Below are 24,888 nucleotides of genomic sequence, written 5' to 3' on the forward strand. Positions count from 1 at the left end.
GGTGCGGGCGGGGACAGGGCTCCCCGCAGCAGAGGGAGACACCCGTGAGACGCATCCACTACGCAGAGGACAGCATCGTCACGGGAGACGAGATCGCGCTCGCCGTGCTCGAGTACGCACGCATGCTCGCCGTCACGTCGACCGCCGACACCGTCGAGGTGCCTGTGCTGCACGGCGACGGGATCCGCTCCGTCCAGCTGCTGCTGGGCCCGGCGAGCCAGATGTTCGTGGAAGACGAACCGAGTGTCGTCGACGAGATCGTCGACACCGAGCTCGTCGCCGATCTGCAGGACCGCGCGGATCGCCTGCGCAGCCCCTCACCGGTCTACTCGGCCGATGACGTCTCGGTGCCATTCGACCCGGTCGACGACGAGTTGCTCTGACCCGTGCTCGCGAGCAGGGCGGAGAGCGCGTCGAGTACCGGCACCTGACCGGCGACGATCAGTCCGCGCGCCTCGACGAGCGAGAGCCACCGCGCCGTCTCGATCTCGGGGACGACGCGGAACACACCGGAGCCGCGCGGCCACTCCAGTTCCACCGTCGTGCTCGAGACGAACACCGTGCTCTCCTCGCCGCGTCCGGCGAAGACCGTCACCGTCTTGGCGGAGTTCTGCCGGAAAACGCCCAACAGGGCGAGGGCGGTCGGAGGCGGTGCACCGATCTCCTCCTCATACTCACGCCGGGCGGTGTCGAGCGGCGCCTCGCCCGCCTCCTGCAGGCCCTTCGGGATCGACCAGGCCCGTGGCCGCCGCGTCCAGAACGGTCCGCCCATCCGCCCGAGGAACACCTCGGTGCCGCCGGCCGCTTCGCGGTACAGGAGCACTCCCGCGCTCATCACCGTCGCCATCGTCTCGCTCCGCTCATTCCGCCATCCTGCCGCGCCACCGTGGCAGGATCGGGGCGACCCGCCCTCGACTGCACGGAGTGAACCATGAGCGACACCGAGATCCTCCGGCGGCTGGGCGACGCGCTCGGCGAGCGCCTGGTGACCGAGGGGCCGACGTTCGAGGCTGTGCACACCGACAAGTCCGGCTGGCGGAGCCCGGGGCGCGCCCTGGCCCTCGTCCGAGCCGCCTCCATCGCCGACGTGCAGGCCGCCCTCCGGCTCGCCTCCGAGTACCGCGTGCCGGTGGTGCCCCGCGGGGCGGGCACCGGACTGGCGGCCGGGGGAGTGGCCGGCGAGGGCGCCCTCGTCGTTTCGACCGCCGAGATGGACCGCATCCTCGAGATCTCGCTCGAGGACGAACTCGCCGTCGTCGAGCCGGGAGTCCTCAACCAGGCTCTCTCGGACGCGGTCGCCCCGGACGGACTCGTGTTCTCACCCGACCCGGCGAGCAAGGCGATCTCGAGCATCGGCGGCAACATCGCGACCAACGCCGGCGGTCTACTCTGCGCGAAGTACGGGGTGACCCGCGAGGCGGTGCTCGGGCTCGCTGTCGTCCTCGCCGACGGCCGTCTCCTGCGCACGGGCCGCCGCAGCGTGAAGGGTGTGACCGGCTACGACCTCACCGCACTCCTCACGGGGTCGGAGGGGACCCTCGGGGTCATCGTGGAGGCGACGGTGAGGCTCCGGCCGATCCCGACCGGACGGGTGGTGACTCTTGGGGCCTTCTTCCCGAGCGTCGTCGGCGCAGCCGCTGCCTCCGCCGCGATCACGGCCGCGCGTCTGCGCCCCGCCGTGATGGAGCTGATGGACGAGGCGGCGCTCGCCGCGGTCGGGCGATACACCGGCGCAGCACTGGACCGCGGGCGGGCCTATCTGCTCGTGCAGACCGATGGCGGGGGAGCGGCGGACGAGGCGGAGCGGATCCTGCGCATCGTCACCGCCGCCGGGGGCGACGCCGAGACAACCGAGGACCCGGACGCCGGTGAGGCCCTGCTCGCGGTCCGCCGGGCGTTCCACCCGGCGCTCGAGGCCGAGGGAGAAGTGCTGATCGAGGACGTCTGCGTGCCACGCTCGGCCCTTCCTGCGATGTTCGAGGCGATCCGCGGCATCGAGGCGCGCACGGGCCTGCGCATCCCGACCGTCGCGCACGCGGGCGACGGCAACCTGCATCCCAACTTCGTCCTGCCGGCGGGCGCCGACGCGGCGGGCGAGGAGGTCTGGGAGGCGGCGGCCGAGCTGTTCCGCACCGCCGTCGCGCTCGGCGGCACTCTCACCGGTGAGCACGGAGTGGGCCGGCTCAAGCGGCGCTGGCTCGAGGAGGAGGTGGGCGGGGACTCGCTCGCCCTTCAGCGCGGGATCAAGGCCGTCTTCGATCCGCTCGGGATCATGAACCCCGGAGTCGTCTTCTAGAGCGCGATCAGCCCGCCAGCCGTCGGAGGATGGGAGCCGCCATGGCGTCGGCGAGGCGGACCACGCCATCGGCGAGCGCGCGCTGGGGCGAGCGGCCCGCCGGCGGATCGGGGAACGTCCGCGTCGGGTCGAACTCGGTGGAGCTCTCGAGCTCACGCGTGAGCACGACCCTGCTCGCCCGCAGCGCCGGGTCGTCCGGGGGCGTGAATCCGCGGCTCTGGTACCACTGCTCGGCCGAGCCCTTCTCGTGCACGAAGAGGGTGCTGCCGGGCCCGCTCTCGGCGCGCAGGGCGATCCGCCCCTCGACCTGCTGGGCGGTGCGGTACTGGTAGTGCTTCAGCCTGATCCTCGTGCTCGCGGGGTGCGCGAGACCGATCGGCCAGACGGCTGACGGTGGCCAGACCGTCCGGGCCAGATGCCGCATGAAACGGATCTCGGAGTGGTTGCAGAGGTACCACGACATCGCCGAGTAGTCGGGGCCCGTCGCCTGCTCACGGGCGACGTCCTCCTCGGTGAGGAAGAACTGGAAGGACGCGCTCAGGACATGGTCCGTCCGCGCGGGCAGGGCCTGGAGGAATTCGCGGGGGTCGTCGAGGTAGAACTCGTCGGCATCGAGGCGGCACCACCAGTCACCCGGCTCGGAGAGGTGCCGGAAGTCGGCGAAGATCTGCTGGCGGAGCGAATCCCGGAAGCGGCCGAGGAACCGGCCCCAGAGCACGACCTTGTCGTCGTCGGCAGCCAGGCGCTCCAGGATCTCCCAGGTGCCGTCGGTGCTGCCGTTGTCCATGACGATCACGAGGTCGGCCCACGCGGTGGCCGCGGTGATGACGTCGGCGACGATGTCGGCCTCGTCTTTCACGGTCATCGCCGCGAAGATCCTCATTGCGCCGATCCGTCCGTCGTGTCCCACGCGTCCATCATGTCCATCCGCTCCTCGCCGTACCGCGGCCGCTCGGGCCCCCCTACGGACAGCTGGTGCAGCGCCCGCGTCGCGGACGAGAGTAGGGCCCCGCGGCTCGCTCGGCGGCGACTGGCGCGTCCGAGGCGCGTCACCGGAGGACCGCCGAGGCCGCGAGAGCGGTCGTCGCGGCAGACATCAGCCCGTACAGGATCGTCTCCCGCCGTGATCCGGCGGAGCCGAGCAGAGGGAGCGCACTGTAGCCGCCGGAGGTCCAGAAGCACCGCAGCGGTGTGCGCCGCAGACGGTGCGGCAGGCGTACCCGCAGTGGCCACAGCCAGTTGACGCCTTCCGTGGTGAGCGCATCACCGGCGACGTGCACCACGTAGCCCAGCGTCGCGGCGACGCGCAGCCACGTCCACGTCCCGTCGGCGAGAACGATCAGGAGGATCGTCACCACGCTCGCTCCTGCCCAGGCGACCGGCCACGAGGGTGCCGCTCGGATCGCCTTCGCCGCGAACGCGAGCGCGGGGAGGGTCAGCAGCGCGGCCAGCGAGACGGGTTCGACTCCGGGCAGGGCGAGGCGCACCTGGGTCAGCAGTGGGACGACGCACCAGACGACGGCGATCGCGAGCAGGGAGTGCATCCCGTGCCGGTGGCCGCCGCTCATGCGGCCCGCCGTGGCCGTGAGGAGGGAGGCGCCCGGCGCCGAGCGGGACACGGTCGCGCGGGCGTGGTCCGCGTCGGGCACCAGCGCCCAGCCCGCCGTGACTCCGAGCCCGATGAGGCGCAGGTCGAGCGGGAGAGCATCGAGGCCGAGCGGCTCGGCGATCGCCGGGACCGAGGTGGTGAGGGCCCAGGCCAGCGCACCCGAGACGGCGTGCGAGCGGCCCATCATCGCTCAGAGGCTCCTTCTGCTCCAGGCTGAGGGAGTGGGCGATACCGGACTCGAACCGATGACCTCTTCCGTGTGAAGGAAGCGCGCTACCAACTGCGCCAATCGCCCAGGGGGACGTACTGGACGACCCGAACAATGATCGTAGCGGATCCGCGGGGTCCGGACGCACCGTGGCGGAGCGCCACGCCCGGGTGAACGGACGGCGACCGGTCGGTTTGGTGCGGAAAGACGCCGAACGTCCGTCACCCCGATGCGGTCCGCCGTCGTTCGATTTGGAATCTCACCGTCTCGTCGTATACATTCTTCTAGGTCGAGCCGGGCAGCGAAAGCGTCGGCGAGACCGGTAAGGCCGGTGGCACGGCTCGACCGAAGCAGCACGACAGACATGCGGATGTGGCGCAGCGGTAGCGCATCACCTTGCCAAGGTGAGGGTCGCGAGTTCGAATCTCGTCATCCGCTCGAACACCGGTCTCCGGACCGGCGTCATCGGGACGGCACCCCTGGGTGTGTCCCATCCGGTGGGCCTCAGGTCCGCCGACACCGAAACCCGTACACGGTGGATTGGCCGAGAGGCGAGGCAGCGGCCTGCAAAGCCGTATACACGGGTTCGAATCCCGTATCCACCTCGATCGTTCATCGAACGAGGCGCTCCTCACGGAGCAGCGGGCGATTGGCGCAGCGGTAGCGCGCTTCCCTGACACGGAAGAGGTCACTGGTTCGATCCCAGTATCGCCCACAGATCGAGTATCGCCCACAGACGAGGACCCCCAGCTGCGGCCGGGGGTCCTCGTCTGTGGGCGGTCGTGCCCGCCGCGCGGAGCGGCGGCCCGTCGCCGTGCGCCACGCCTTCGCGGCATGACGCTAGCCTCGAGGAGTGCCCGCTCCGATCCCTGTCGACGACGACGGCACGGTTCTGCGCCTCGTCGCCCGTGACGACGGGCCGGCCCTCGCCGCCGCCTACCGGCGCAACCGCCGTCACCTCGCCCCGTGGGAGCCCACCCGGTCGCCCCGCTTCTTCGAGGCCGGTGGGCAGAGCGACGCGGTGGCCGATGCCCTGTTCGCCCACCGCTCCGGCAGCAGCCTCCCGCTCGTCCTCGAGCGCGACGGACGGATCGTCGGACGGGTCACCGTGGCGAACATCGTCCGCGGCGCCTTCGACAGTGCAGACCTCGGCTATTGGCTCGACGATTCGCTCCAGGGCAGGGGCCTGATGACACGCGCGGTCGGGGCCGCCCTCCTCCTCGCCCGTGACGATCTGCGTCTGCACCGGGTGCAGGCCGGCACGCTCGTCCACAACGTCGGTTCGCAGACCGTGCTCCTGCGCAACGGCTTCGAGCGGATCGGCGTCGCCCGTCGCTACCTGCGCATCGCCGGCGACTGGCAGGACCACGTGCTGTTCCAGGCGCTGCTCGAGGATCGGCCGCTCCAGCCCCCGACGATCCCGCTCGTCTCAGGTGAGCGGCGCCGGGATCGGCCCGGCACTCCGAGCGGAAGGAAGGCGCCATGACCACGCGGCAGATCGGTGGACGCGAGTTCGATTTCGAGCGGCAGGTGGCCGTGATGGCGGTCGTCAACCGCACTCCCGACTCCTTCTACGACAAGGGTGCGACGTTCGTGCTCGAGAGCGCGGTCGCGGCCGCCGTGCGTGCCGCCGATCAGGGTGCCGACTGGGTCGACATCGGTGGTGTCCCGTTCGGCCGCGGCCCCGCTGTCTCTCTGCAGGAGGAGCTGGACCGCGTCGTGCCGGTGGTCGCGGGCATCGCCGAGCGGAGCGACGTGGTGATCTCGGTCGACACGACACGCGCTGAGGTGGCGCGGGCGAGCATCGCCGAGGGGGCCAGCGTCGTGAACGACACCAGTGGTCTGCAAGACCCGGGGATGCTGGACGTCGTCGCTTCCTCCTCTGCCCAGCTCGTGATCACGCACAGCATGGGCGCTCCGCGCAGCGAGCCGATCCGTCCGGAGTACGACGACGTGGTCGCGACCGTCGTCGAGTACCTGCGCGGCAGGGTCGAGCGGGCGCTGGCCGCGGGGGTGCCTGCGGAGCGGATCGTGGTGGATCCGGGCCACGACCTCAACAAGAACACTCTGCACACTCTCGAGCTCACCCGCCGCCTCGGCGAGGTCGCGGCCCTGGGCTACCCGGTGCTCGCTGCCGTCTCGAACAAGGACTTCGTCGGTGAGACGCTCGACCGGCCGCAGGGGCAGCGGCTGGAGGGCTCTCTCGCGGCAGCGGTGATCTGCATCCTCAACGGCGCACGGATCGTCCGGATGCACGACGTGCGCGAGGCGGTCGACGCGGTCCGGCTGACGGAGGCGGTCCTGGGCTGGCGTGCCCCGCCCCACCTCCGCCACAACGTGGAGCCCGCGGCGTGAGCGCCCGCATCGACGGGCTCTCACCCGCCGCCCTCGATCTCTCGGACGAGGCGCTGCTGGCGCTCTACGCCCAGGGCGCGGCCGAGGAGTGGCTGCGGGTCAACTTCGTCGCGAGCGTCGACGGAGCGGTCACCCGTGCGGGCGTCTCGGGCGACCTCGGGGGTGCTGCCGACCTGCGCGTCTTCGACCTCCTCCGCCGGCTCGCCGACGTCGTCCTCGTCGCGGCCGGGACGGTGCGGACCGAGGGCTACGGCCCGATGGTGCTCGGTGACACGGCTGCGGCCGCGCGCGGCCGCTCGAGGATGCCGCCGCATCCCGTCTTCGCCATCGTCTCGGGCTCGCTCGGCCTTGATCCCGCCTCGCCGATCTTCACGGAGGCGCCGGTGCGTCCCGTCGTGGTCACGACCGGCTCCTCCCCGGCGCACCGCAGGGCAGAACTCGCCGAGGTGGCCGACATCCTCGTCTGCGGCGAGGAGTCGCTCGATCCGGGCCTGATGCGCCGGCGCCTCGCCGAGCGCGGCCTGAGCCGGATCCACTGCGAGGGTGGTCCCTCTCTGCTCGGCGCCCTCCTCGCGGAGGATGCGGTCGACGAGCTCTGTCTCACCGTCAGTCCGTCGCTCGAAGCGGGGGAGTCGGGTCGGCTCGCCCGCGGCGGGATCCCGGAGGCACGCCCGCAACGCCTCGCGCACGTCCTCGCCGCGGGCGACACGCTCCTCCTGCGCTACCTCCGGCGACGCTGAGGGTCCGACCCCGTCCGGCTACTCGTGCCGGCGCTCGTTCTCGTCGCGCTTCGCCTCGGAGGCGGGCCGGGCGGCGATGACGGGGTGCGCACCCGTGAAGCCGTCTCGGGCGGCGGCGATCGCCAGGATGCGCGGCTTCGCGATGTACCAGCCGATGACGAGGGCGGGGACGCCGACCACCGCGACGATGCCGACCGTCCAGGTGCCGGTCGGGAAGTCGACCGCGATCAGCACGACGACGAGGACCAGGAAGGCCAGCGTGACCCACGAGGTCACCGGTGCTCCCGGCATCCGGAAGGAGGGGCGCTGCAGGCGCCCCTCCGCGGCCCAGCGCTGCAACTGCATCTGGCAGAGCACGATCATCCCCCAGCCCGTGACGATGCCCAGCGCCGAGACATTGAGGACGATCTCGAACGCCTCCGCCGGCACGAAGAGGTTGAGCACGATGCCGATCAGGGTGATGCTCGCGGTGAGCAGGATCCCGCCGAACGGCACGCCCTGGGCGTTCATCCTGCCGGTGAAGGCCGGTGCGGACCCGTTGAGGGCCATGGAGCGCAGGATGCGGCCAGTGGAGTAGAGGCCGGCGTTGATGCTCGAGAGCGCGGCGGTCAGCACGACGAAGTTCATGATCGAGCCGGCGATCTCGCCGGAGGAGCCGTCGCCGAGCGCGGTGAAGAACGTGACGAAGGGGCTCTGATCCTTCGAGTAGGCCGTGAAGGGCAGCAGCAGCGTCAGCAGCAGCACCGAGCCGACGTAGAACACCGCGATGCGCAGGATCACGGAGTTGATCGCGCGCGGGATGACCGTGGCCGGCTCGGCAGTCTCGCCGGCGGCGGTACCCACGAGCTCGACACCGGAGTAGGCGAAGACGACGCCCTGCACGACGAGCACGGTCGCGATGAGGCCGCCCGGGAGGATCCCGCCGTTGTCGTCCCACAGGCTGATGCCGGGGTCGACCGCGACGCCTCCGGACTGCAGGGGCCAGCCCGCGGCCAGCACGACGACGCCGATCACGAGGAACACCACGAGCGCGGTGACCTTGATCAGCGCGAACCAGAACTCCAGCTCGCCGAAGACCTTCACCGAGACGAGGTTGAGCGAGAGCACCACGATCAGCGCGATGAGGGCCAGGAGCCACTGCGGCACGGAGGAGAACAGCGACCAGTACTTCACGTAGAGCGCCACGGCCGTGACGTCGGCGATCGCGGTCATCGCCCAGTTCAGGAAGTACATCCAGCCGGCGACGAAGGCCGCCTTCTCGCCGAGGAATTCGCGGGCGTACGAGATGAACGAGCCGGAGCTCGGACGGTGCAGCACGAGCTCGCCGAGCGCACGCAGGATCAGATAGGCGAAGACGCCGCAGACGGCGTAGACGATCACCAGCGACGGACCGGCCGAGGCGAGCCGGCCGCCGGCGCCGAGGAACAGACCTGTGCCGATGGCCCCGCCGATGGCGATCATCTGGAGCTGGCGGGGCTTGAGTGCGGGGCGGTAGCCCTCCTGCTCCCTCGAGAAGTCGGGCTGCGAGGCCCCGGTCTGGTCGGTCTCGCTCTGCGTCACGGAGGCTCCCCCTCGTCACCGGTTCGCGCCGCGCGGCTGCTCCGGCACGCCCGACAGAGTAGGGGCGCCTCCCCGGGAGGACCCGGCTGTCACCGAAAGAAGGACGAGAATCCTCTCAGATTCGAGGATGCGGATCGCCGCGTCCTCGGGCTCGGCACGAGGGGCCGGGCCGGGCGGCGTCAGCGCTGCGGGGCCCCGTCGTCCTTCGGATCCGCGCCGTTCTGCGCCTCCGCCGCGCTCTCGTCGGTGCGGTTCTCGCTCGCGAGACGCAGCCAGCGACCGTCGCGGACGTCCTTCTCGTGCGCGGCCGCCTTCTTGTCGCTGGCTGCCGTGTCGCGGGGCGGCAGCTGGATGGTCTCCTCGGCCTCGATACCCGCCTGGAGCTGCCGACCGCGCTCGAGTTCGGCGTCGAATTCGGCGCCGAAGAGCAGGGCGATGTTGGTGATCCAGATCCAGAGGAGGAACACGATCACGGCCCCGAGCGAGCCGTAGGTCTTGTTGTAGTTCGAGAAGTTGGCGACGTAGAAGGCGAAGCCGGTCGAGGCGATCAGCCAGATCACCAGGGCGAGGATTGAGCCCACGCTCACCCAGCGGAACCTCGGCTGCCGGATGTTCGGCGCCCAGTAGTAGAGGATCGCGACGATCAGGACGGCGAGGACCACGAGCACCGGCCACTTCGCGATGTTCCAGACGGTCAGCGCGGCCGGGCCGAGTCCGACCACATCGCCCACCGCCGTGGCGACCGGCCCGCTGAGCACCAGGATCAGGGCGGCGACGACGATCAGGACGACGGTGACGACAGTGACGGCGAGCATCGTGGGACGGAGCTTCCAGAACGGACGGCCCTCGTCGATCTGGTAGACGCGGTTCATCGCCCGGCCGAATGCGCCGACGTAGCCGGAGGCCGACCAGATCGCGCCGACCACACCGGTCACGAAGGCGAGCCCCGCGGCCGAGGAGCTCGTGAGCGCCTGGATCGGGTCGCGCAGCAGGTCCACGACCTGGGTCGAGGCGAGGTTCCCCACGAGATCGAGGACCAGATCGGTGGTGGCCTGGGCCTGCCCGAACAGTCCGAGCACCGAAACGATCGCGAGGAGCGCGGGGAACAGGGCGAGAACGGCGTAGTAGGTCAGCGCCGCCGCGAGGTCGGTGCACTGGTCGGCGCCGAACTCGCGGGCGGTCTTCTTCAGCACGTAGAACCAGGAGCGCTTGGTGATGTCAGTCAGCGCGTCCGGCTTGCGGGCGTCGTCGGGATCGGGTGAGGTCTTCTCGCGGGTCGTGCTCTGCTCGGCCATGCCGACACGCTACGGGGTGCCGGAGCACCCGTGCCGCCCCCTTGACGACGGGGCGGGCCGCGGTCGACCGGTCTCAGCCGCGACGGGCCTGCCGGACGGCGGCGAGGGAGCCGAAGACGAGGAAGGAGGAGGTGGCGGCGAGCACGGTCAGCAGCGGTGCCTCCCACCCGCCGCTGACGTCATGGGCGAACCCGAGCACCGTCGGCGAGGTCGCAGCGACGGCGTAGCCGATGCCCTGCACAGTCGCCGAGAGCCGCGACGCGTGCGCATCCGAGCGCGAGAGCCGCACGACGAGCACGAACACGACGGTGAACCCGCCGCCCTGGGCCGTCCCGCCCAGCACGCACCACAGTGCCCAGAGCTGGGGCGCCAGCAGAAGCCCCAGCGGCACCGTGCACCAGAGCGCGCCGACGAGGAGGATGCTGCCGAGGGGGCCGAGGCGGCGCACCAGGATCGGCACGCCGAGCGCGCCGGCGACCGCGGCGAGCTGGAAGACCGACGAGCTCGCTCCCGCCGCCGCGATCGAGAACCCGTTGCGGTCGACCAGGAGTGAGGGGAGCCAGGCGGTCACCCCGTAGTACGAGAAGGCCTGGCTCGAGAAGCACAGCGCCAGCGCCAGGACGGTCGCGCTGCGCCAGATGCGCGGTGCGGGCGCGGCTGCCTCCCCCTCCGCGGGTAACGGGCGCGGAGCCGGGCGCAGCGCAGCCCGCGGACCGACGGCGAGCAGCCAGCCGAGCAGGGCTAGGGCGTTCAGCGCGAGCCAGATCAGCAGCGCACCACGCCAGCCGAGGGCGAGCGCGAGCGGGGCGGTCCCGAGCGAGGTGATCGTGGATCCGACGTTGAGGGCAGCCGTGTAGACGCCCGTGGTCATGTCGACGCGCTCGGCCGCGACATCGCGGCGGATCACGACAGGGAGCACGACGTTGCCGATCGTGATGAACACTCCGATGAGAACGGTTCCCACGACGACCGCGACGATCCCGCCGGACGAGCGGACGATCGTGCCCAGCGCGACCCCGAGGACCGTCGCCGTCACCGCAGCGTCGGGGCCGGCGCGACGGATCACCAGCAGAGCGAGGGGAGTCGCCAGGGCGAAGCAGAGCACCGGGATGCTCGTGAGCACCCCGGCCTGACCGGACGAGAGCGCGAGGTCTCCGCGGAGGGCGTCGATCACCGGCGCGACCGCGACGATCGGCCCGCGGAGCACCAGGGCGACCAGCGCGACGGCGACGACGAAGAGCCAGGGCGCGCTCCTGTACGCCGTCGTGCGAGTCGCGGGAGGAGTGCTGGCTGTGGCGCGCACCGGGATCAGCCGGAGAGCGCGGAGAGATTGAGCAGGGCGCTGACGGCGCCCGAGACGCCGCCGAGGATGCCGATGACCAGGCCCGCGGTGGCGAGTCCGCGCCCTGACCCCACCATCGGCGCGGCGGCGCGGCCACGGACCGCGAAGACGATCGCGAGGATCGAGGGGATCAGCAGGGGGTTGATCAGGAGGCCGATGATGCCGAGCACCAGGCTCGCCACCGCCATCGGATTGCGGCCGGCTGCGGAGGAGGGCGCGGAGGGGTAGGCGTACAGCTCCTGCTGGGACGCGTTCTCGAAGGCGCCGGAGACGGGCGCCGCTCCTCCGGCCGGTCGCGAGCGGTCGGTCCAGGCTGCGCCGTCCCAGTAGAGCTCCGAGCCGATGTCGGCCGGATGCGGGTACCAGCCGGGGGCGGGAGAGGGGACGGGGGCGTCGGGCATGGGCCGATTCTAGAGGCGCCTTGTGCTGCGGCCCGGAGACCGCCCTCAGCGGACGGCAGAATGGGACGGTCGGCGCGCGCCGACCGGCGGGAGGAGCAGCGGTGGCCTGGACGATCGACGAGGTGCCGTGGACGCACCCGGACGCCGAGCGCCTCCGTGCCGCGCAGCGACGCGAGCTCGACGAGCGCTACGGCAGCGACGACCACGAGCCGGGCCTCGCCCCCTCGGCGGGCGATGTGACTGTCTTCCTGCTCGCCCGCGACGAGGAGGGACGTGCGGTGGCGTGCGGAGGGCTTCGGCCGCTCCCGGACGACGTGCTCGGGCCGGGAGCGATCGAGGTCAAGCGGATGTTCGCCGCTCCGTCCGCACGGGGGACCGGAGCGGCCACCGCCGTGCTCCGCGCGCTCGAGGAGCGTGCCGCGGAGCTCGGTACGACGCGCCTGGTGCTCGAGACCGGGACGCTCCAGCCGGACGCGATGCGCTTCTACGTGCGAGAGGGCTACGTCCCGATCCCGCTGTTCGGCGCCTACGTCGGCTCCGAGCATTCCGTCTGCTTCGCGCGAGAGCTGCCCCGACCGGCCTGAGCGCCCGCCGCCGACTACAGTCGAGGGGTCAACCGAGCCCGAGGAGTGTCCGCACGTGTCGAACGAACCGTCGAATCCCGCAGAGTCCGAGTCGCATTCGGTCGTCACCGAGGCGGGCACGGGATTCACGCACTTCACCGACCGGGCGGTCGTCGCGATCCGCGTCAACGGCGAGCTCAAGGACCTCGCGGCCGACGTCGTCCCGGGCGACCGCATCGAGCCGGTCCTGATCTCCTCGCCCGACGGACTCGACATCCTCCGCCACTCCGCCGCCCACGTGCTCGCGCAGGCCGTGCAGCAGATCAACCCGGAGGCGAAGCTGGGCATCGGCCCGCCCGTGACCGACGGCTTCTACTACGACTTCGACGTCGAGGAGCCGTTCACGCCCGAGGCGATGAAGGCGCTCGAGAAAGCGATGGACCGCATCGTCCGCCAGGGTCAGCGCTTCGTGCGCCGCGTCGTCACCGAGGAGGAGGCGCGCATCGAGCTCGCCGGCGAGCCCTACAAGCTCGAGCTGATCGGGCTCAAGGGAGGAGGCGCCGACGGCGAGGACGTCGAGGTCGGCGGCGCAGAGCTCACCATTTACGACAATGTCGACCCGCGCTCGGGTGAAACGGTCTGGAAGGATCTGTGCCGCGGACCTCACCTCCCGAACACCCGGATGATCGGCAACGGCTACGCGCTCACCCGCAACGCCGCCGCGTACTGGCGGGGCTCCGAGAAGAACCCGCAGCTCCAGCGGGTCTACGGCACCGCGTGGCCGACGAAGGACGAGCTGCGCGCTCATCAGGCGCGGCTCGAGGAGGCGGCGCGCCGCGACCACCGCAAGATCGGGCACGAGCTCGACCTCTTCTCGTTCCCGGACGAGATCGGGTCCGGCCTCGCGGTCTTCCACCCCAGGGGTGGCATCATCCGCTACGAGATCGAGCAGTACATGCGGGAGCAGCTGCTCGCGCACGACTACGAGCTCGTCTACACGCCGCACATCACCAAGGGCGACCTGTTCATGACGAGCGGGCACCTGCAGTGGTACTCCGAGGGCATGTTCCCCCCGATGCACCTCGACGAGCTGCAGGACGAGGACGGAACGATCACCCGTCAGGGCCAGGACTACTACCTCAAGCCCATGAACTGCCCGTTCCACAACCTGATCTTCCGCTCGCGCGGCCGCAGCTATCGCGAACTGCCGTTGCGCCTGGCCGAGTTCGGCACCGTCTACCGCTACGAGAAGAGCGGCACTCTCCAGGGCCTCACCCGTGTGCGCGGCCTCACGCAGGACGACGCGCACATCTACGTCGCCCAGGAGGACGTGTCGGCCGAGCTGACCCGCAACCTCGAGTTCGTGCTGCAGGTCCTGCGCGACTACGGCCTGAACGACTTCTACCTCGAGCTCTCCACCAATGAGGAGGGCAATCCGAAGTTCGTCGGCGAGCCCGAGCAGTGGGAAGCGGCCATCGAGTCCCTCCGCGCGGTCGCCGTCGAATCCGGCCTCGAGCTGGTGCCGGATCCCGGGGGAGCGGCGTTCTACGGGCCGAAGATCTCGGTGCAGGCCCGCGATGCGATCGGCCGAACCTGGCAGATGTCGACGATCCAGCTCGACTTCAACCAGCCCGAGCGCTTCGAGCTCGAGTACACGGCGTCTGACGGCTCGAAGAAGCGGCCGGTGATGATCCACCGCGCCCTGTTCGGCTCGATCGAGCGCTTCTTCGCGATCCTGACCGAGCACTACGCCGGAGCGTTCCCGGTGTGGCTCTCGCCGGTGCAGGTCGTCGGCATCCCGATCGCCGACGAGTACCTGCCCTACCTCGAGGATGTCGTCGGCGAGCTCACGCGCTCGGGTGTCCGCGCCGAGATCGACTACTCGAGTGATCGCATGCAGAAGAAGATCCGCAACGCGACGCTGCAGAAGGTGCCGTTCCAGATCATCGTCGGCGAGAAGGACCGCGACGCCGGGGCGGTCAGCTTCCGGTTCCGCGACGGGACGCAGGAGAACGGCATCCCCGTCGCCGACGCCGTCGCACGCATCCGCGAGGCCGTCGCCACGAAGGCGCAGGTCTGAGCGTGTCCGACCTGGTGCCCGACGGTGCGGAGGGCTCGGCGCACCTCGCCGGCGTACCCGACGAGTTCCAGCGCCTCTGGACCCCGCACCGGATGGTCTACATCCAGAAGGGGCAGCCCGGAGCGCACGACTGTCCCTTCTGCGTCGCTCCCACGCTGAGCGACGAGGAGGCGCTCATCGTCGCCCGCGGCGAGCACGCCTACGTCCTGCTCAACCTCTTCCCCTACAACTCTGGACACCTCCTGGTCTGCCCGTACCGGCACATCCCGCTCTACGACGAGGCCACTCCCGAGGAAGTGGCCGAGATCGGAGCGATCACCCAGACCGCGATGCGCGTCGTCCGCTCCGTCTCGAACAACGACGGATTCAACCTCGGCATGAACCAGGGCGCCGTTGCCGGAGCCGGGATCGCGGCGCACCTGCACCAGCACGTGGTCCCGCGCTGGGCGACCGACGCCAACTTCTTCCCGATCATCGCCCGCACGAAGGCACTGCCCCAGCTGCTCGGCGACGTCCGGGCCAGCCTCGCGCAGGCCTGGCCGGCCGAATAGTCCCTTCCTGTCCCCCGTAGACTGGACGGCGCCGACGGCGGGAGACGCCGCGCGCAGACGTCGGCGTGGGACGCCGCACAGAACAGGACTCGCGAACATGACCGACACCAGCACTCCGTCCTCGTCCGCCTCGGAGCAGTTCGGCTCGAGCCGCGTCAAGCGCGGTCTCGCCGAGATGCTCAAGGGCGGCGTCATCATGGACGTCGTCACCGCCGAGCAGGCCCGCATCGCCGAGGACGCCGGCGCGGTAGCCGTCATGGCGCTCGAGCGTGTTCCGGCAGACATCCGCTCGCAGGGCGGCGTCGCCCGGATGAGCGATCCCGACCTGATCGACGGCATCGTCTCCGCCGTCTCGATCCCCGTCATGGCGAAGGCGCGCATCGGCCACTTCGTCGAGGCGCAGATCCTTCAGGAGCTCGGCGTCGACTACATCGACGAGTCCGAGGTCCTCTCGCCGGCCGACTACGTGAACCACATCGACAAGTGGAACTTCACCGTCCCCTTCGTCTGCGGAGCGACCAACCTGGGCGAGGCGCTGCGCCGCATCACCGAGGGCGCCGCCATGATCCGCTCGAAGGGCGAGGCCGGCACCGGAGACGTCTCCGAGGCGACCAAGCACATCCGGACCATCTCGGCCGAGGTGAACCGCCTGAAGGCGATGACAAAGGACGAGCTCTACGTCGCGGCCAAGGAGCTGCAGGCGCCCTACGATCTGGTCGTCGAAATCGCGCAGACCGGCAAGCTCCCGGTCGTCCTCTTCACGGCGGGCGGCGTCGCGACTCCTGCCGACGCCGCGCTGATGATGCAGCTCGGTGCCGACGGCGTCTTCGTCGGCTCCGGCGTCTTCAAGTCTGGCGAGCCGGCCAAGCGCGCTGCCGCGATCGTCAAGGCGACCACCTTCTTCGACGACGCGAAGGTCGTCGCGGAGGCTTCGCGCGGCCTGGGCGAGGCGATGGTCGGCATCAACGTGGCCGATGTGCCCGCGCCGCACCGCCTCGCCGAGCGTGGCTGGTAGTAGCGCGCCCATCGCGGGCGAGGGCGAGACGCGCGAGTCCCTCGGGGGACTGCGCGTGGGCGTTCTGGCGCTGCAGGGCGACTTCCGCGAGCATGCCCACGTGCTGCGCGAGCTCGGCGCCGAGGTGGTGCTCGTGCGCCGCCCGGATGAGCTCGCGTCCGTCGCCGGCCTGGTCGTCCCGGGTGGTGAGTCGACGGTGATGGACAAGCTCTCCCGGCTCTTCGGGCTCGCGGAGCCGGTCGCCGAGGCGATCGAGGCGGGCCTGCCCGTCTACGGCACCTGCGCCGGACTGATCATGCTCGCCGACCGGGTGCTCGACCGCATCGACGGGCAGAGCAGCTTCGGCGGTCTCGACGTCTCGGTGAGGCGGAACGCGTTCGGCAACCAGCTCGACTCCTTCGAGACCGACCTCGACGTGCCGGCGATCGGCGATCCTCCGGTGCACGCGGTCTTCATCCGCGCTCCCGTGGTCGAGGTGCTGGGGGAGCGGGCGACGGCGCTGGCGAGCCTCGTCGATGGCCGCGTGGTCGCGGTCGAGCAGGGTAACCTGCTCGGTACGGCGTTCCATCCCGAGATCACCGGCGACTACCGTTTCCACGAGCTGTTCCTGCGGAAGGTCGCGGCGACGCGCTTCGGAGCCTGACGCGCCCGTCGCGCGTCGGCCAGGGGTGGACGGTGTCGGAGGTGCAGGGCAGGGTGGTCGCATGCCGGAGCTCCCCGAGGTTCAGGCGCTCGCCCTCGATCTGGACGCGCGTCTGGGCGGACGCGTCCTCGACCGGCTCGATGTGTTCGCGATCTCCGCGCTGAAGACGGTGGCGATCCCACCGTCGGCCCTCGCCGGCGAGACGGTGCACGGAGTGACGCGGCACGGCAAGTTCCTCGACCTCGCCGTCGGCGACGCGCACGTCCTGCTGCACCTGGCCCGCGCCGGCTGGGTCCGGTGGCGGCCCGAGCGGCCGACTGCACCGGTTCGGCCCGGACGGGGCCCGCTCGCCGCGCGACTGGTCCTCGCCGACGGCTCGGGCTTCGAGGTGACCGAGGCCGGAACCAAGAAGAGCCTCGCGCTCTCGATCGTCACCGATCCGCTCGACGTGCCCGGCGTCGCCCGGCTGGGCCCGGACCCGCTCGACCCGGACTTCACAGAGGAGATCTTCGGCGCCATCCTCGCCACGGCCGGCAGGGCGCAGCTGAAGGGGGTCCTCCGAGACCAGTCGCGCATCGCGGGGATCGGAAACGCCTACTCCGACGAGATCCTGCACGTGGCCCGCATGTCGCCGTTCAAGCCCGCCGCGCTCACCCCCGAAGAGTTCGAGCGCCTCTACTCCGCTCTCCGCTCCACGCTCGAGGAGGCGCTCGCCCGCGCCGAGGGCCTGCACGCAGCCGACCTCAAGCGCGAGAAGAAGCTCGGGATGCGCGTCCACGGCCGAGCGGGCGAACCCTGCCCGGTCTGCGGCGACACGATCCGCCAGGTGATCTTCCACGATTCGACCCTCCAGTACTGCCCCACCTGCCAGACCGGCGGCAAGGTCCTCGCCGATCGGGTCCTCTCGAGGCTGCTGAAGTAGTCGACGCACCATGCTGCGTCGGCAGCCTCGTCGCCGAGCCGGTCCCTCGGCATTCCGGCGGTGTCGGGTGTCCTCGGGCGGACGTCAGAACGGAGGCTCCTTGACGCGATCTCGCGATTCTCGCCCGGATCAGCGCGCTCAGCCTTCGTTGTGCAGTGCGAGCGGGCCGCGACCGAGCTCGGCAGCTGCTCGGACGCCTCGAGCTCTCCCGGCCTCGGTCGCAGACAGGACGCCGGATCTGACCGGCACCCGTTCCGCGGGGACCGGCTCCCGGGTGCAGGCGGACCGTCGATCCGCGTGTCAGCGGATCGTCGTAGCCGTTCGCGATTCGCTCCACCTGCGCGCCCGCCTCGACAAGCTGACCGCGTGGAGCCGGGCAGGGACCGGCTCCCGGGTGCAGGCGGACCGTCGATCCGCGTGTCAGCGGATCGTCGTAGCCGTTCGCGATTCGCTCCACCTGCGCGCCCGCCTCGACAAGCTGACCGCGTGGAGCCGGGCGGGGACCGGCTCCCGATTACACTGAGACGGCTATCAGCGGCACCCTCGGGGGAGCCGCGCCGAACGAATTCCGAGGGAGCACCGTGTCCGGGCATTCCAAGTGGGCCACGACCAAGCACCAGAAGGCGATCAAGGACTCGCGTCGCGCGAAGTCCTTCGCCAAGCTGATCAAGAACATCGAGGTGGCCGCCAAGATCGGCGGCGCCGACCTCTCCGGCAACCCGACGCTCGTCGACGCCGTTCAGAAGGCAAAGAAGACCTCGGTGCCGAACGACAACATCGACCGCGCCATCAAGCGCGGCGCGGGCCTCACCGGCGAGGTCATCGACTACACGACGATCATGTACGAGGCGTACGGCCCGAACGGCATCGCCCTCCTGGTCGAGTGCCTCACCGACAACAAGAACCGTGCCGCAGCGGATGTCCGCACCGCGATGACCCGCAACGGCGGCACCATGGCCGACCCGGGCAGCGTCGCGTACAACTTCGCGCGCAAGGGCGTCATCTCGGTGCCGCACGGCGAGAGCGTCACCGAGGACGACGTGCTCGGCGCGGTCCTCGACTTCGGCGTCGACGACGTGCTCGACCACGGTGAGAGCTTCGAGGTCCGAGTCGAACCGAGTGAGCTCGTTCCCGCGCGCTCCGCGCTGCAGGAGGCGGGTATCGACTACGACTCGGCCGACGTCGAATTCGTCGCCTCGCTCCAGGTCGAGGCCGACGCCGAGACGGCCCGCAAGGTGTTCCGCCTCATCGACGCGCTCGAGGACTCGGACGACGTGCAGAACGTCTACACCAACCTCGACATCACTCCCGAGGTGCGCGCCGAGCTCGAGAACGAGGAGTGAGCCGGTGAGCCCGCTCCGCTCACCGAGGGCGCACTGATGCGTGTCCTCGGGATCGACCCCGGGCTCACCCGCTGCGGCGTCGGCGTCGTCGACATCGCGCGCGACCGGCGCGCGACGCTCGTGCACGTCACCGTCCTCCGCTCGCCGGCCGGCGACGCCCTCGAGCGCCGCCTCCTCGCCCTCGGCGACGGGCTCGAGGCTCTGCTCGACGAGTACCGTCCGGATGCGGTGGCGATCGAGCGGGTGTTCGCGCAGAACAACGTGAGGACCGTGATGGGTATCGCCCAGATCAGCGGAGTCGCCCTCGTCGCGGCGGCCCGTCGCGGCCTCCCCGTGGGGATGCACACACCGAGCGAGGTGAAGGCCGCGGTCACCGGTTACGGTGCGGCCGACAAGCGCCAGGTGACCGCGATGATCCAGCGGGTCCTGCGCCTGGATGCGCCGCCCACGCCCGCCGACGCCGCGGACGCCCTCGCGCTCGCCGTCTGCCACGCCTGGCGCGCACCCCTCGCGCCGGCCCCCGGAGTGGAGGGCGCCGAGACCGCCGCCCAGCGCGCGTGGCGCGCCGCCGAAGCCGCGACTCGAACGCCTGTTCGAGCATCTAGACTGACGCGGTGATCTCCTCCCTCCGCGGCACCCTTCTCTCCGCCCGCGGCGGTCTCGCCGTCCTCGACGTCCACGGAGTCGGCTACGCGGTCAACGTGACCCCGCAGCACGCGCTCGAGATGCGCGTCGGTGACGAGACCACCGTCAGCACCGTGCTCATCGTCCGCGAGGACTCGCTGACCCTCTACGGCTTCCCCGATGAGGAGCAGCTCGAGATCTTCGAGCTGCTGATCGGAGTGACGGGGGTCGGCCCGAAGTCGGCCCTCGGCGTCCTCGGCGCGGTCGAGCCGGACCGCATCGCCCAGGCGGTGGCCGACGAGGACGACGGCGTGTTCCGCAAGGTCAGCGGGATCGGTCCCAAGACCGCGAAGCTCATCGTCCTGTCGCTCGCGGGCAAGCTCGCCGTCCGCCCGCGTGCGGCCCGCGGCTCCGGCCCGGCGGCGACCGCGGCGCAGAACGTGCTGTCCGCGCTCGTCGGACTCGGCTGGCCCGAGCGCACGGCGGCCGAGGTCGTCGACGAGATCCTGCTCGACGCGCAGGCGTCCGATGCCGCGGACGTGCAGGCCCTGCTCCGTCTCGCCCTCACCCGTCTCGGCCCGGCGGCGCGCTCGTGAGCGGTGACGATCCGCTCGGCCCCGAGGTCGCCTCCGAGGCCGAGATCGCTTTCGAGGGCGCGCTGCGGCCCAAGAGCCTCAGCGAGTTCGTCGGCCAGCGGAAGGTGCGCGGCCAGCTCGAGCTGCTGCTCAAGGCCGCGGCCATGCAGGGGCGGACGCCCGACCACATCCTGCTCGCCGGCCCTCCCGGTCTCGGCAAGACCACGCTCGCGATGATCGTCGCGGAGGAGAGCTCCTCGCCGCTGCGGCTCTCCAGCGGCCCCGCGATCCAGCACGCCGGCGACCTGGCCGCGGTGCTCTCGTCGCTCCTGCCGGGCGAGATCCTCTTCATCGACGAGATCCACCGGATGGCGCGCTCGGCCGAGGAGATGCTCTACCTCGCCATGGAGGACTTCCGGATCGACATCATGGTCGGCAAGGGCGCGGGAGCGACCTCCGTCCCGCTCGATCTCGCTCCGTTCACGCTGGTGGGGGCGACCACCCGCTCCGGCCTGCTCCCCAACCCGCTGCGCGATCGCTTCGGCTTCACCGCGCACCTCGAGTTCTACGCCGAGGACGAGCTGCGGCAGGTGCTCGCTCGGGCGGCGCGGCTGCTCGAGCTCGACATCGATGCGGAGGCGGTGGCCGAGATCGCTGGTCGGTGCCGGGGTACTCCGCGCATCGCGAACCGGCTGCTGCGGCGCGTGCGCGACTTCGCGCTCGTGCACGGCGGTCGGGCCGACGTCACCGCGGTGCGGGCGGCGCTCGAGCTCTACGACGTCGACGCCCTCGGACTCGACCGCCTTGACCGCGCCGTGATGGAGATCGTGCTGACCCGCTTCGACGGGGGGCCGGTCGGCCTCAACACGCTCGCCGTCTCGGTGGGGGAGGAGGCCGAGACCGTCGAAGCGGTCGTCGAGCCGTTCCTCGTGCGGATCGGCCTGCTGACCCGCACTCCGCGGGGGCGTGTGGCGACTCCCGCTGCCTACCGGCACTTCGGCGTCGATCCTCGGGCGGCCGCGATCCGGCCGCCGCTGTTCGGGGATGACCTATAATTCTGTAGGCCCGACGGGCCGCCCGATCCGCCCCGCCTTCCTCAGAGGCCGAGCGGCGGATCGCCACTCCACTTCCGGAAGGCCCACCCATGGATCCGACGATCATCCTGCTCGTCCTGCTGCTCGCCGTGATGATCATCTTCATGTTCCGCAACAACAAGAAGCGCCAGCGCGACGCCGAGAGCATGAAGAACAACCTCGTCCCCGGGGTGGAGCTGATGACCGGCTCCGGCCTCTTCGGCACCGTCGTGTCGATCGACGAGGAGGCGAACAAGATCGTCATCGAGTCGACTCCCGGCACGCTGCTCACGATCCACCGCCAGGCGATCGCCCGCCTGATCGACCCGAGCGAGAACGAGGTCGTCACCGACGAGGACGCGGCTGAGCCGGACGCCCTGGCCGAGTCGCCTGAGTTCGGCGAGCGCGACGCAGCACACCGCGACCCGCTGGTCGACCCGGTCGAGCGCGACCGCCGTCCAGACGCGCAGTAGTCTCCTGGGCCGGCCGGGCGCCTCCACGCCCGCCCGCCCTTCTCCGCGTCCGGGCGACCCCCGGATCGATCACCGCCGACCGAAGAGAAAGCTGAGCCCTGGGTGGCCGCATCAACCCCCGTCCGGAAGGCCCGCCGCTCCCTGAGCTGGCTCGGTGTCCTGATCCTCGCGCTCGTCGGACTCAATACCGCCGCCGTCCTGTGGGGCGGCGGATCCTGGACCCCGAAGCTCGCGCTCGATCTCGAGGGCGGCACGCAGATCGTGCTCCAGCCGCAGCTGACCGACGGCGACTCCGTCTCGTCCGAGCAGCTCACGCAGGCCGTCTCGATCATCCGCCAGCGCATCGACGCGTCCGGTGTCTCCGAGGCCGAGATCACCACCCAGGGTTCCAGCAACATCGTGGTCTCGATCCCCGGCACCCCCGATGACGAGACTCTGCAGCGCATCGAGGCCTCGGCGAAGCTCGACTTCCGCCCGGTGCTGGTCGCGAGCCAGGCGACGAACAGCGCGGTCGGAGGCGACGCCACGTCGTCGCCCACGCCGACGCCTGTCGATCCCTCGCTCTCGACCGAGCCGACCGCCTCGCCGACCAGCGCGAGCGATCTCGCCTACCTCACTCCCGCGCTCGAGGCGCAGTACACCGCGTTCGACTGCGCGTTCCTCAGCGGCCAGGACCCGAACCTCGCCCCGGCAGACCAGCCGTTGATCACCTGCGACGACAGCGGGACCGTCAAATACGTCCTCGGACCGGTCGAGATCACCGGTGAGGACATCTCCGACGCCTCGAACGGGCTGATGACGACCTCGTCCGGCGCGAGCACGGGCACCTGGGCCGTCAACCTCTCCTTCGACGAGCAGGGCACCCAGGCCTTCGGCGACGTGACGTCGCGCCTGGTGGCTCTCCAGGGCGCGCAGAACCAGTTCGCGATCGTCCTCGACGGGCGGGTCATCTCCGCCCCCTCGACGAACGCCGCGATCACCGACGGCAACGCCCAGATCTCGGGCTCGTTCACACAGGAGTCGTCGAAGACGCTGGCCGATCAGCTCAAGTACGGTGCGCTACCGATCGGCTTCCAGGTGCAGAGCTCCGACAGCATCTCGGCGACGCTCGGCTCGGCCCAGCTCGCCAGCGGTCTGCTCGCCGGCCTCATCGGGCTGATCCTGGTGATCGTCTACTCGATCGCGCAGTACCGCGTGCTCGGCGCGGTGACGATCGCATCCCTCATGGTCGCCGCCATCGTCACCTACCTGGTCGTCACGCTGCTCTCATGGCGCGAGGGGCTGCGCCTGTCGCTCGCGGGAGTCGCCGGTCTGATCGTCGCGATCGGCATCACAGCCGACTCCTTCATCGTCTACTTCGAGCGCATCCGTGACGAGCTCCGCGACGGCCGGGGCCTGGAGTCGGCCGTGGAGGCGGGGTGGCGTCGTGCGCTCCGGACGATCTTCGCCTCGGACATGGTGAACCTTCTGGCGGCGGTCGTGCTGTTCCTGCTGGCGGTCGGCAGCGTCCGCGGCTTCGCGCTGACCCTGGGCATCACGACGATCATCGACCTCATCGTGGTGGCGCTCTTCACCCACCCGATCCTGCAGCTGATGGCGACGAGACCGTTCTTCGCCGAGGGGCACCGCGCCTCGGGTCTCGACCCGCGCGCGCTGGGAGCGGTCTACCGCGGTCGAGCCGCGTTCCGTCCACAGGACCAGGCGACGACCGGCAAGCGCGCGTCCGCGGCGCGTGAGGCGGCCAGGCGTCAGACCATCGCCGAGCGTAAGGCCGCCGAGGCGGCCGGAGCGCGCGGCACCGCCGATTCGACCGGGAAGGACGCGTGATGGCCAGCTTCTCGCAGTTCGGCAACGACCTCTACACCGGTGCGCGCTCGATCGACTTCGTCGGCCGACGCCGCACCTGGTATCTCATCTCGCTCGTGCTGATCCTGCTCACCGTGCTCGGGACCGTCGCGCGGGGCGGGTTCAACTTCGGCATCGAGTTCACCGGCGGCTCGCAGTTCACGGTTTCGTCACCGTCGAGCCTGGACCAGGCCACGGCGACGGATGCGGTGACCTCGGTCGCCCCCGAGACGGTGCCACGCGTCTCCATCGTCGGCGACGACTCCATCCGGGTGCAGACGGGCCAGCTCTCGACCGACGACTCGACCGCGGTCCGCAACGCCCTCGTCGAGGCGTACGACGTCCCCGCCGAGCAGGTCGCGTCCTCCTTCATCGGAGCGGCCTGGGGCAACGACGTCACGCAGCAGGCGATCCGCGGCCTCATCATCTTCGTGGTCCTCGCCGCCCTGGCGATGTGGGCCTACTTCCGCACCTGGAAGATGTCGCTCGCAGCGATCGTCGCGCTTCTGCACGATCTCGTCATCGTGGCCGGCGTCTACGGCATCACGGGCACCGAGGTCTCGCCCGCGGCGGTGATCGGGCTGCTGACGATTCTCGGCTACTCGCTGTACGACACCGTCGTGGTCTTCGACAAGATCCGCGAGAACACGGCGGAGGCGATGGGCAGCACCACGCGGACCTTCTCGCAGACGGTGAACCTCGCCGAGAACCAGACTCTGGTGCGCTCGATCAACACGTCGATCGTCGCGGCCCTCCCGGTGGCGGCGATCCTCGTGATCGGCGCGTTCGTCCTCGGAGCCGGCACCCTGCGCGACATCTCGCTCGCCCTGCTGATCGGCATCATCGTCGGCACCTACTCGACGATCTTCGTCGCGGCTCCGCTCTATGCGCAGCTGCGCAGCCGTGAGCCCGAGATCGCGAAGCACGACAAGCGGGTCGAGGCCGCGCGGGCGAAGGCCTCCACTCCGACTCCCGTGGAGGGCTGACGCGTGGCCGATCACGCCGAGGTGTCGGCGCCGGATGCGATCGGCCTCGTCGAGCGCGACGAGGTCTGGCTGCTCGACGTCCGCGAGCCGCACGAGTGGGCGCTGGGCCACGCGCCCGGGGCCCACCACATCCCGATGGGACAGATCGGCGCTCGTCAGGGCGAGCTCCCCTCCGACGTGCCGATCCTCGCGGTCTGCCACTCCGGAGTCCGCTCGGCGATGGTCGTCCAGGCGCTCCATGGAGCCGGTTATGAGACCGCGAACGTGCAGGCGGGAATGACCGCGTGGGCCGCGGCCGGCGGCGCCGTGGTCGACGACGAGGGCCGACCCGGCCGCGTCGACTGAGCCCGTACCCGTTCGCCCGGGGCGGAGCGGTCGTCGGTGCCCTC

General features: G+C 70.8%; 26 protein-coding genes and 4 tRNA genes. 22 read left to right on the forward strand and 8 right to left on the reverse strand.

Features of this window, described 5'->3' with window-relative positions; all coding sequences use genetic code 11:
• The first annotated feature begins 44 nt into the window (after window positions 1–44).
• Window positions 45–383, forward strand: coding sequence for a hypothetical protein (locus GSU10_RS06580; protein WP_068212359.1), 339 nt, complete (start codon window positions 45–47; stop codon window positions 381–383).
• Here the strand turns inward: GSU10_RS06580 and GSU10_RS06585 are convergent.
• Entirely contained in the window at window positions 326–847 is a 522-nt protein-coding gene (locus GSU10_RS06585; RefSeq protein ID WP_082845234.1) for an NUDIX hydrolase, read from the reverse strand. The two genes, GSU10_RS06580 and GSU10_RS06585, sit on opposite strands and share 58 nt — an antisense overlap.
• Before the next feature lie 84 nt (window positions 848–931).
• Here GSU10_RS06585 and GSU10_RS06590 point away from each other — a divergent pair, with 84 nt between their 5' ends.
• Window positions 932–2,296 (forward strand): FAD-binding oxidoreductase, encoded by a 1,365-nt coding sequence (locus GSU10_RS06590; RefSeq protein WP_132505119.1) that lies wholly within the window; start codon window positions 932–934, stop codon window positions 2,294–2,296.
• A gap of 7 nt (window positions 2,297–2,303) precedes the next feature.
• Here the strand turns inward: GSU10_RS06590 and GSU10_RS06595 are convergent, their stop codons facing one another.
• The 3 genes from GSU10_RS06595 to GSU10_RS06605 all read right to left on the reverse strand — a co-directional run bounded on the left by GSU10_RS06595 (window position 2,304) and on the right by GSU10_RS06605 (window position 4,200).
• The gene (locus GSU10_RS06595) at window positions 2,304–3,179 is read right to left on the reverse strand and encodes a glycosyltransferase family 2 protein (protein ID WP_132505116.1); all 876 of its coding nucleotides are present in this window, start codon (window positions 3,177–3,179) and stop codon (window positions 2,304–2,306) included.
• Window positions 3,180–3,345: 166 nt separating this feature from the next.
• The gene (locus tag GSU10_RS06600; protein ID WP_132505113.1) at window positions 3,346–4,092 is read right to left on the reverse strand and encodes a metal-dependent hydrolase; all 747 of its coding nucleotides are present in this window, start codon (window positions 4,090–4,092) and stop codon (window positions 3,346–3,348) included.
• A gap of 35 nt (window positions 4,093–4,127) precedes the next feature.
• A tRNA-Val gene (locus tag GSU10_RS06605) sits at window positions 4,128–4,200 on the reverse strand.
• Window positions 4,201–4,479: 279 nt separating this feature from the next.
• On the opposite strand from GSU10_RS06605, the gene GSU10_RS06610 reads away from it, so the two are divergent.
• From GSU10_RS06610 to GSU10_RS06635, 6 genes are all read left to right on the forward strand, one after another.
• Window positions 4,480–4,551: transfer RNA gene (locus GSU10_RS06610), tRNA-Gly, on the forward strand.
• A 96-nt stretch (window positions 4,552–4,647) separates the two neighbouring features.
• Window positions 4,648–4,718, forward strand: a tRNA-Cys gene (locus tag GSU10_RS06615).
• A 38-nt stretch (window positions 4,719–4,756) separates the two neighbouring features.
• Window positions 4,757–4,828, forward strand: a tRNA-Val gene (locus GSU10_RS06620).
• A 138-nt stretch (window positions 4,829–4,966) separates the two neighbouring features.
• Complete coding sequence (locus GSU10_RS06625) at window positions 4,967–5,599, forward strand: GNAT family N-acetyltransferase (protein ID WP_068213016.1); 633 nt, start codon at window positions 4,967–4,969, stop codon at window positions 5,597–5,599.
• Window positions 5,596–6,468 carry a dihydropteroate synthase gene (folP, locus tag GSU10_RS06630; RefSeq protein ID WP_068213017.1) on the forward strand — a complete coding sequence of 291 codons (873 nt, stop codon included), beginning with the start codon at window positions 5,596–5,598 and terminating at the stop codon, window positions 6,466–6,468. Before GSU10_RS06625 ends, folP begins: the two co-directional genes overlap by 4 nt.
• On the forward strand, window positions 6,465–7,208 hold the full coding sequence (locus GSU10_RS06635; protein ID WP_132505110.1) for a pyrimidine reductase family protein: 744 nt from the start codon (window positions 6,465–6,467) through the stop codon (window positions 7,206–7,208). Before folP ends, GSU10_RS06635 begins: the two co-directional genes overlap by 4 nt.
• Before the next feature lie 18 nt (window positions 7,209–7,226).
• Here the strand turns inward: GSU10_RS06635 and GSU10_RS06640 are convergent, their stop codons facing one another.
• From GSU10_RS06640 to GSU10_RS06655, 4 genes are all read right to left on the reverse strand, one after another.
• Entirely contained in the window at window positions 7,227–8,768 is a 1,542-nt protein-coding gene (locus GSU10_RS06640) for an amino acid permease (RefSeq protein ID WP_068213027.1), read from the reverse strand.
• A gap of 179 nt (window positions 8,769–8,947) precedes the next feature.
• A complete protein-coding gene (locus GSU10_RS06645) occupies window positions 8,948–10,063 on the reverse strand; it encodes a YihY/virulence factor BrkB family protein (RefSeq protein ID WP_068213024.1) in 1,116 nt (371 codons plus the stop codon).
• 73 nt (window positions 10,064–10,136) lie between these two features.
• The gene (locus tag GSU10_RS06650; RefSeq protein ID WP_068213022.1) at window positions 10,137–11,366 is read right to left on the reverse strand and encodes an MFS transporter; all 1,230 of its coding nucleotides are present in this window, start codon (window positions 11,364–11,366) and stop codon (window positions 10,137–10,139) included.
• A gap of 5 nt (window positions 11,367–11,371) precedes the next feature.
• Window positions 11,372–11,806, reverse strand: coding sequence for a DUF2510 domain-containing protein (locus GSU10_RS06655; protein WP_068213020.1), 435 nt, complete (start codon window positions 11,804–11,806; stop codon window positions 11,372–11,374).
• 101 nt (window positions 11,807–11,907) lie between these two features.
• On the opposite strand from GSU10_RS06655, the gene GSU10_RS06660 reads away from it, so the two are divergent.
• The 14 genes from GSU10_RS06660 to GSU10_RS06725 all read left to right on the forward strand — a co-directional run bounded on the left by GSU10_RS06660 (window position 11,908) and on the right by GSU10_RS06725 (window position 24,844).
• Window positions 11,908–12,390, forward strand: coding sequence for a GNAT family N-acetyltransferase (locus GSU10_RS06660; RefSeq protein ID WP_068210552.1), 483 nt, complete (start codon window positions 11,908–11,910; stop codon window positions 12,388–12,390).
• Between the two features lie 157 nt (window positions 12,391–12,547).
• The gene (gene thrS / locus GSU10_RS06665; protein WP_236713596.1) at window positions 12,548–14,449 is read left to right on the forward strand and encodes a threonine--tRNA ligase; all 1,902 of its coding nucleotides are present in this window, start codon (window positions 12,548–12,550) and stop codon (window positions 14,447–14,449) included.
• 2 nt (window positions 14,450–14,451) lie between these two features.
• Entirely contained in the window at window positions 14,452–15,000 is a 549-nt protein-coding gene (locus tag GSU10_RS06670; protein ID WP_068210546.1) for an HIT family protein, read from the forward strand.
• A gap of 97 nt (window positions 15,001–15,097) precedes the next feature.
• Entirely contained in the window at window positions 15,098–16,015 is a 918-nt protein-coding gene (gene pdxS / locus GSU10_RS06675; RefSeq protein WP_132505107.1) for a pyridoxal 5'-phosphate synthase lyase subunit PdxS, read from the forward strand.
• Window positions 16,005–16,658 carry a pyridoxal 5'-phosphate synthase glutaminase subunit PdxT gene (gene pdxT, locus GSU10_RS06680; RefSeq protein ID WP_413784025.1) on the forward strand — a complete coding sequence of 218 codons (654 nt, stop codon included), beginning with the start codon at window positions 16,005–16,007 and terminating at the stop codon, window positions 16,656–16,658. The genes pdxS and pdxT overlap by 11 nt, the downstream gene beginning before the upstream one ends.
• 61 nt (window positions 16,659–16,719) lie before the next feature.
• Window positions 16,720–17,580: an Fpg/Nei family DNA glycosylase gene (locus tag GSU10_RS06685; RefSeq protein WP_068210544.1), complete on the forward strand. Its 861-nt coding sequence runs from the start codon at window positions 16,720–16,722 to the stop codon at window positions 17,578–17,580.
• Between the two features lie 581 nt (window positions 17,581–18,161).
• Entirely contained in the window at window positions 18,162–18,923 is a 762-nt protein-coding gene (locus GSU10_RS06690) for a YebC/PmpR family DNA-binding transcriptional regulator (RefSeq protein ID WP_056867236.1), read from the forward strand.
• 36 nt (window positions 18,924–18,959) lie between these two features.
• On the forward strand, window positions 18,960–19,541 hold the full coding sequence (ruvC, locus tag GSU10_RS06695) for a crossover junction endodeoxyribonuclease RuvC (protein ID WP_068210541.1): 582 nt from the start codon (window positions 18,960–18,962) through the stop codon (window positions 19,539–19,541).
• A complete protein-coding gene (gene ruvA / locus GSU10_RS06700) occupies window positions 19,538–20,143 on the forward strand; it encodes a Holliday junction branch migration protein RuvA (RefSeq protein WP_068210538.1) in 606 nt (201 codons plus the stop codon). The genes ruvC and ruvA overlap by 4 nt, the downstream gene beginning before the upstream one ends.
• Window positions 20,140–21,177 (forward strand): Holliday junction branch migration DNA helicase RuvB, encoded by a 1,038-nt coding sequence (ruvB, locus tag GSU10_RS06705; RefSeq protein WP_068210535.1) that lies wholly within the window; start codon window positions 20,140–20,142, stop codon window positions 21,175–21,177. Before ruvA ends, ruvB begins: the two co-directional genes overlap by 4 nt.
• 89 nt (window positions 21,178–21,266) lie before the next feature.
• Entirely contained in the window at window positions 21,267–21,668 is a 402-nt protein-coding gene (gene yajC, locus GSU10_RS06710) for a preprotein translocase subunit YajC (protein ID WP_068210531.1), read from the forward strand.
• Between the two features lie 102 nt (window positions 21,669–21,770).
• On the forward strand, window positions 21,771–23,495 hold the full coding sequence (secD, locus tag GSU10_RS06715) for a protein translocase subunit SecD (RefSeq protein ID WP_132505104.1): 1,725 nt from the start codon (window positions 21,771–21,773) through the stop codon (window positions 23,493–23,495).
• Window positions 23,495–24,499 carry a protein translocase subunit SecF gene (gene secF / locus GSU10_RS06720; RefSeq protein WP_068210529.1) on the forward strand — a complete coding sequence of 335 codons (1,005 nt, stop codon included), beginning with the start codon at window positions 23,495–23,497 and terminating at the stop codon, window positions 24,497–24,499. The genes secD and secF overlap by 1 nt, the downstream gene beginning before the upstream one ends.
• 3 nt (window positions 24,500–24,502) lie before the next feature.
• The gene (locus GSU10_RS06725) at window positions 24,503–24,844 is read left to right on the forward strand and encodes a rhodanese-like domain-containing protein (RefSeq protein ID WP_236713595.1); all 342 of its coding nucleotides are present in this window, start codon (window positions 24,503–24,505) and stop codon (window positions 24,842–24,844) included.
• Window positions 24,845–24,888 lie beyond the last annotated feature (44 nt).

The organism is Rathayibacter tanaceti (genome assembly GCF_009834165.1).
Classification (GTDB): domain Bacteria; phylum Actinomycetota; class Actinomycetes; order Actinomycetales; family Microbacteriaceae; genus Rathayibacter; species Rathayibacter tanaceti.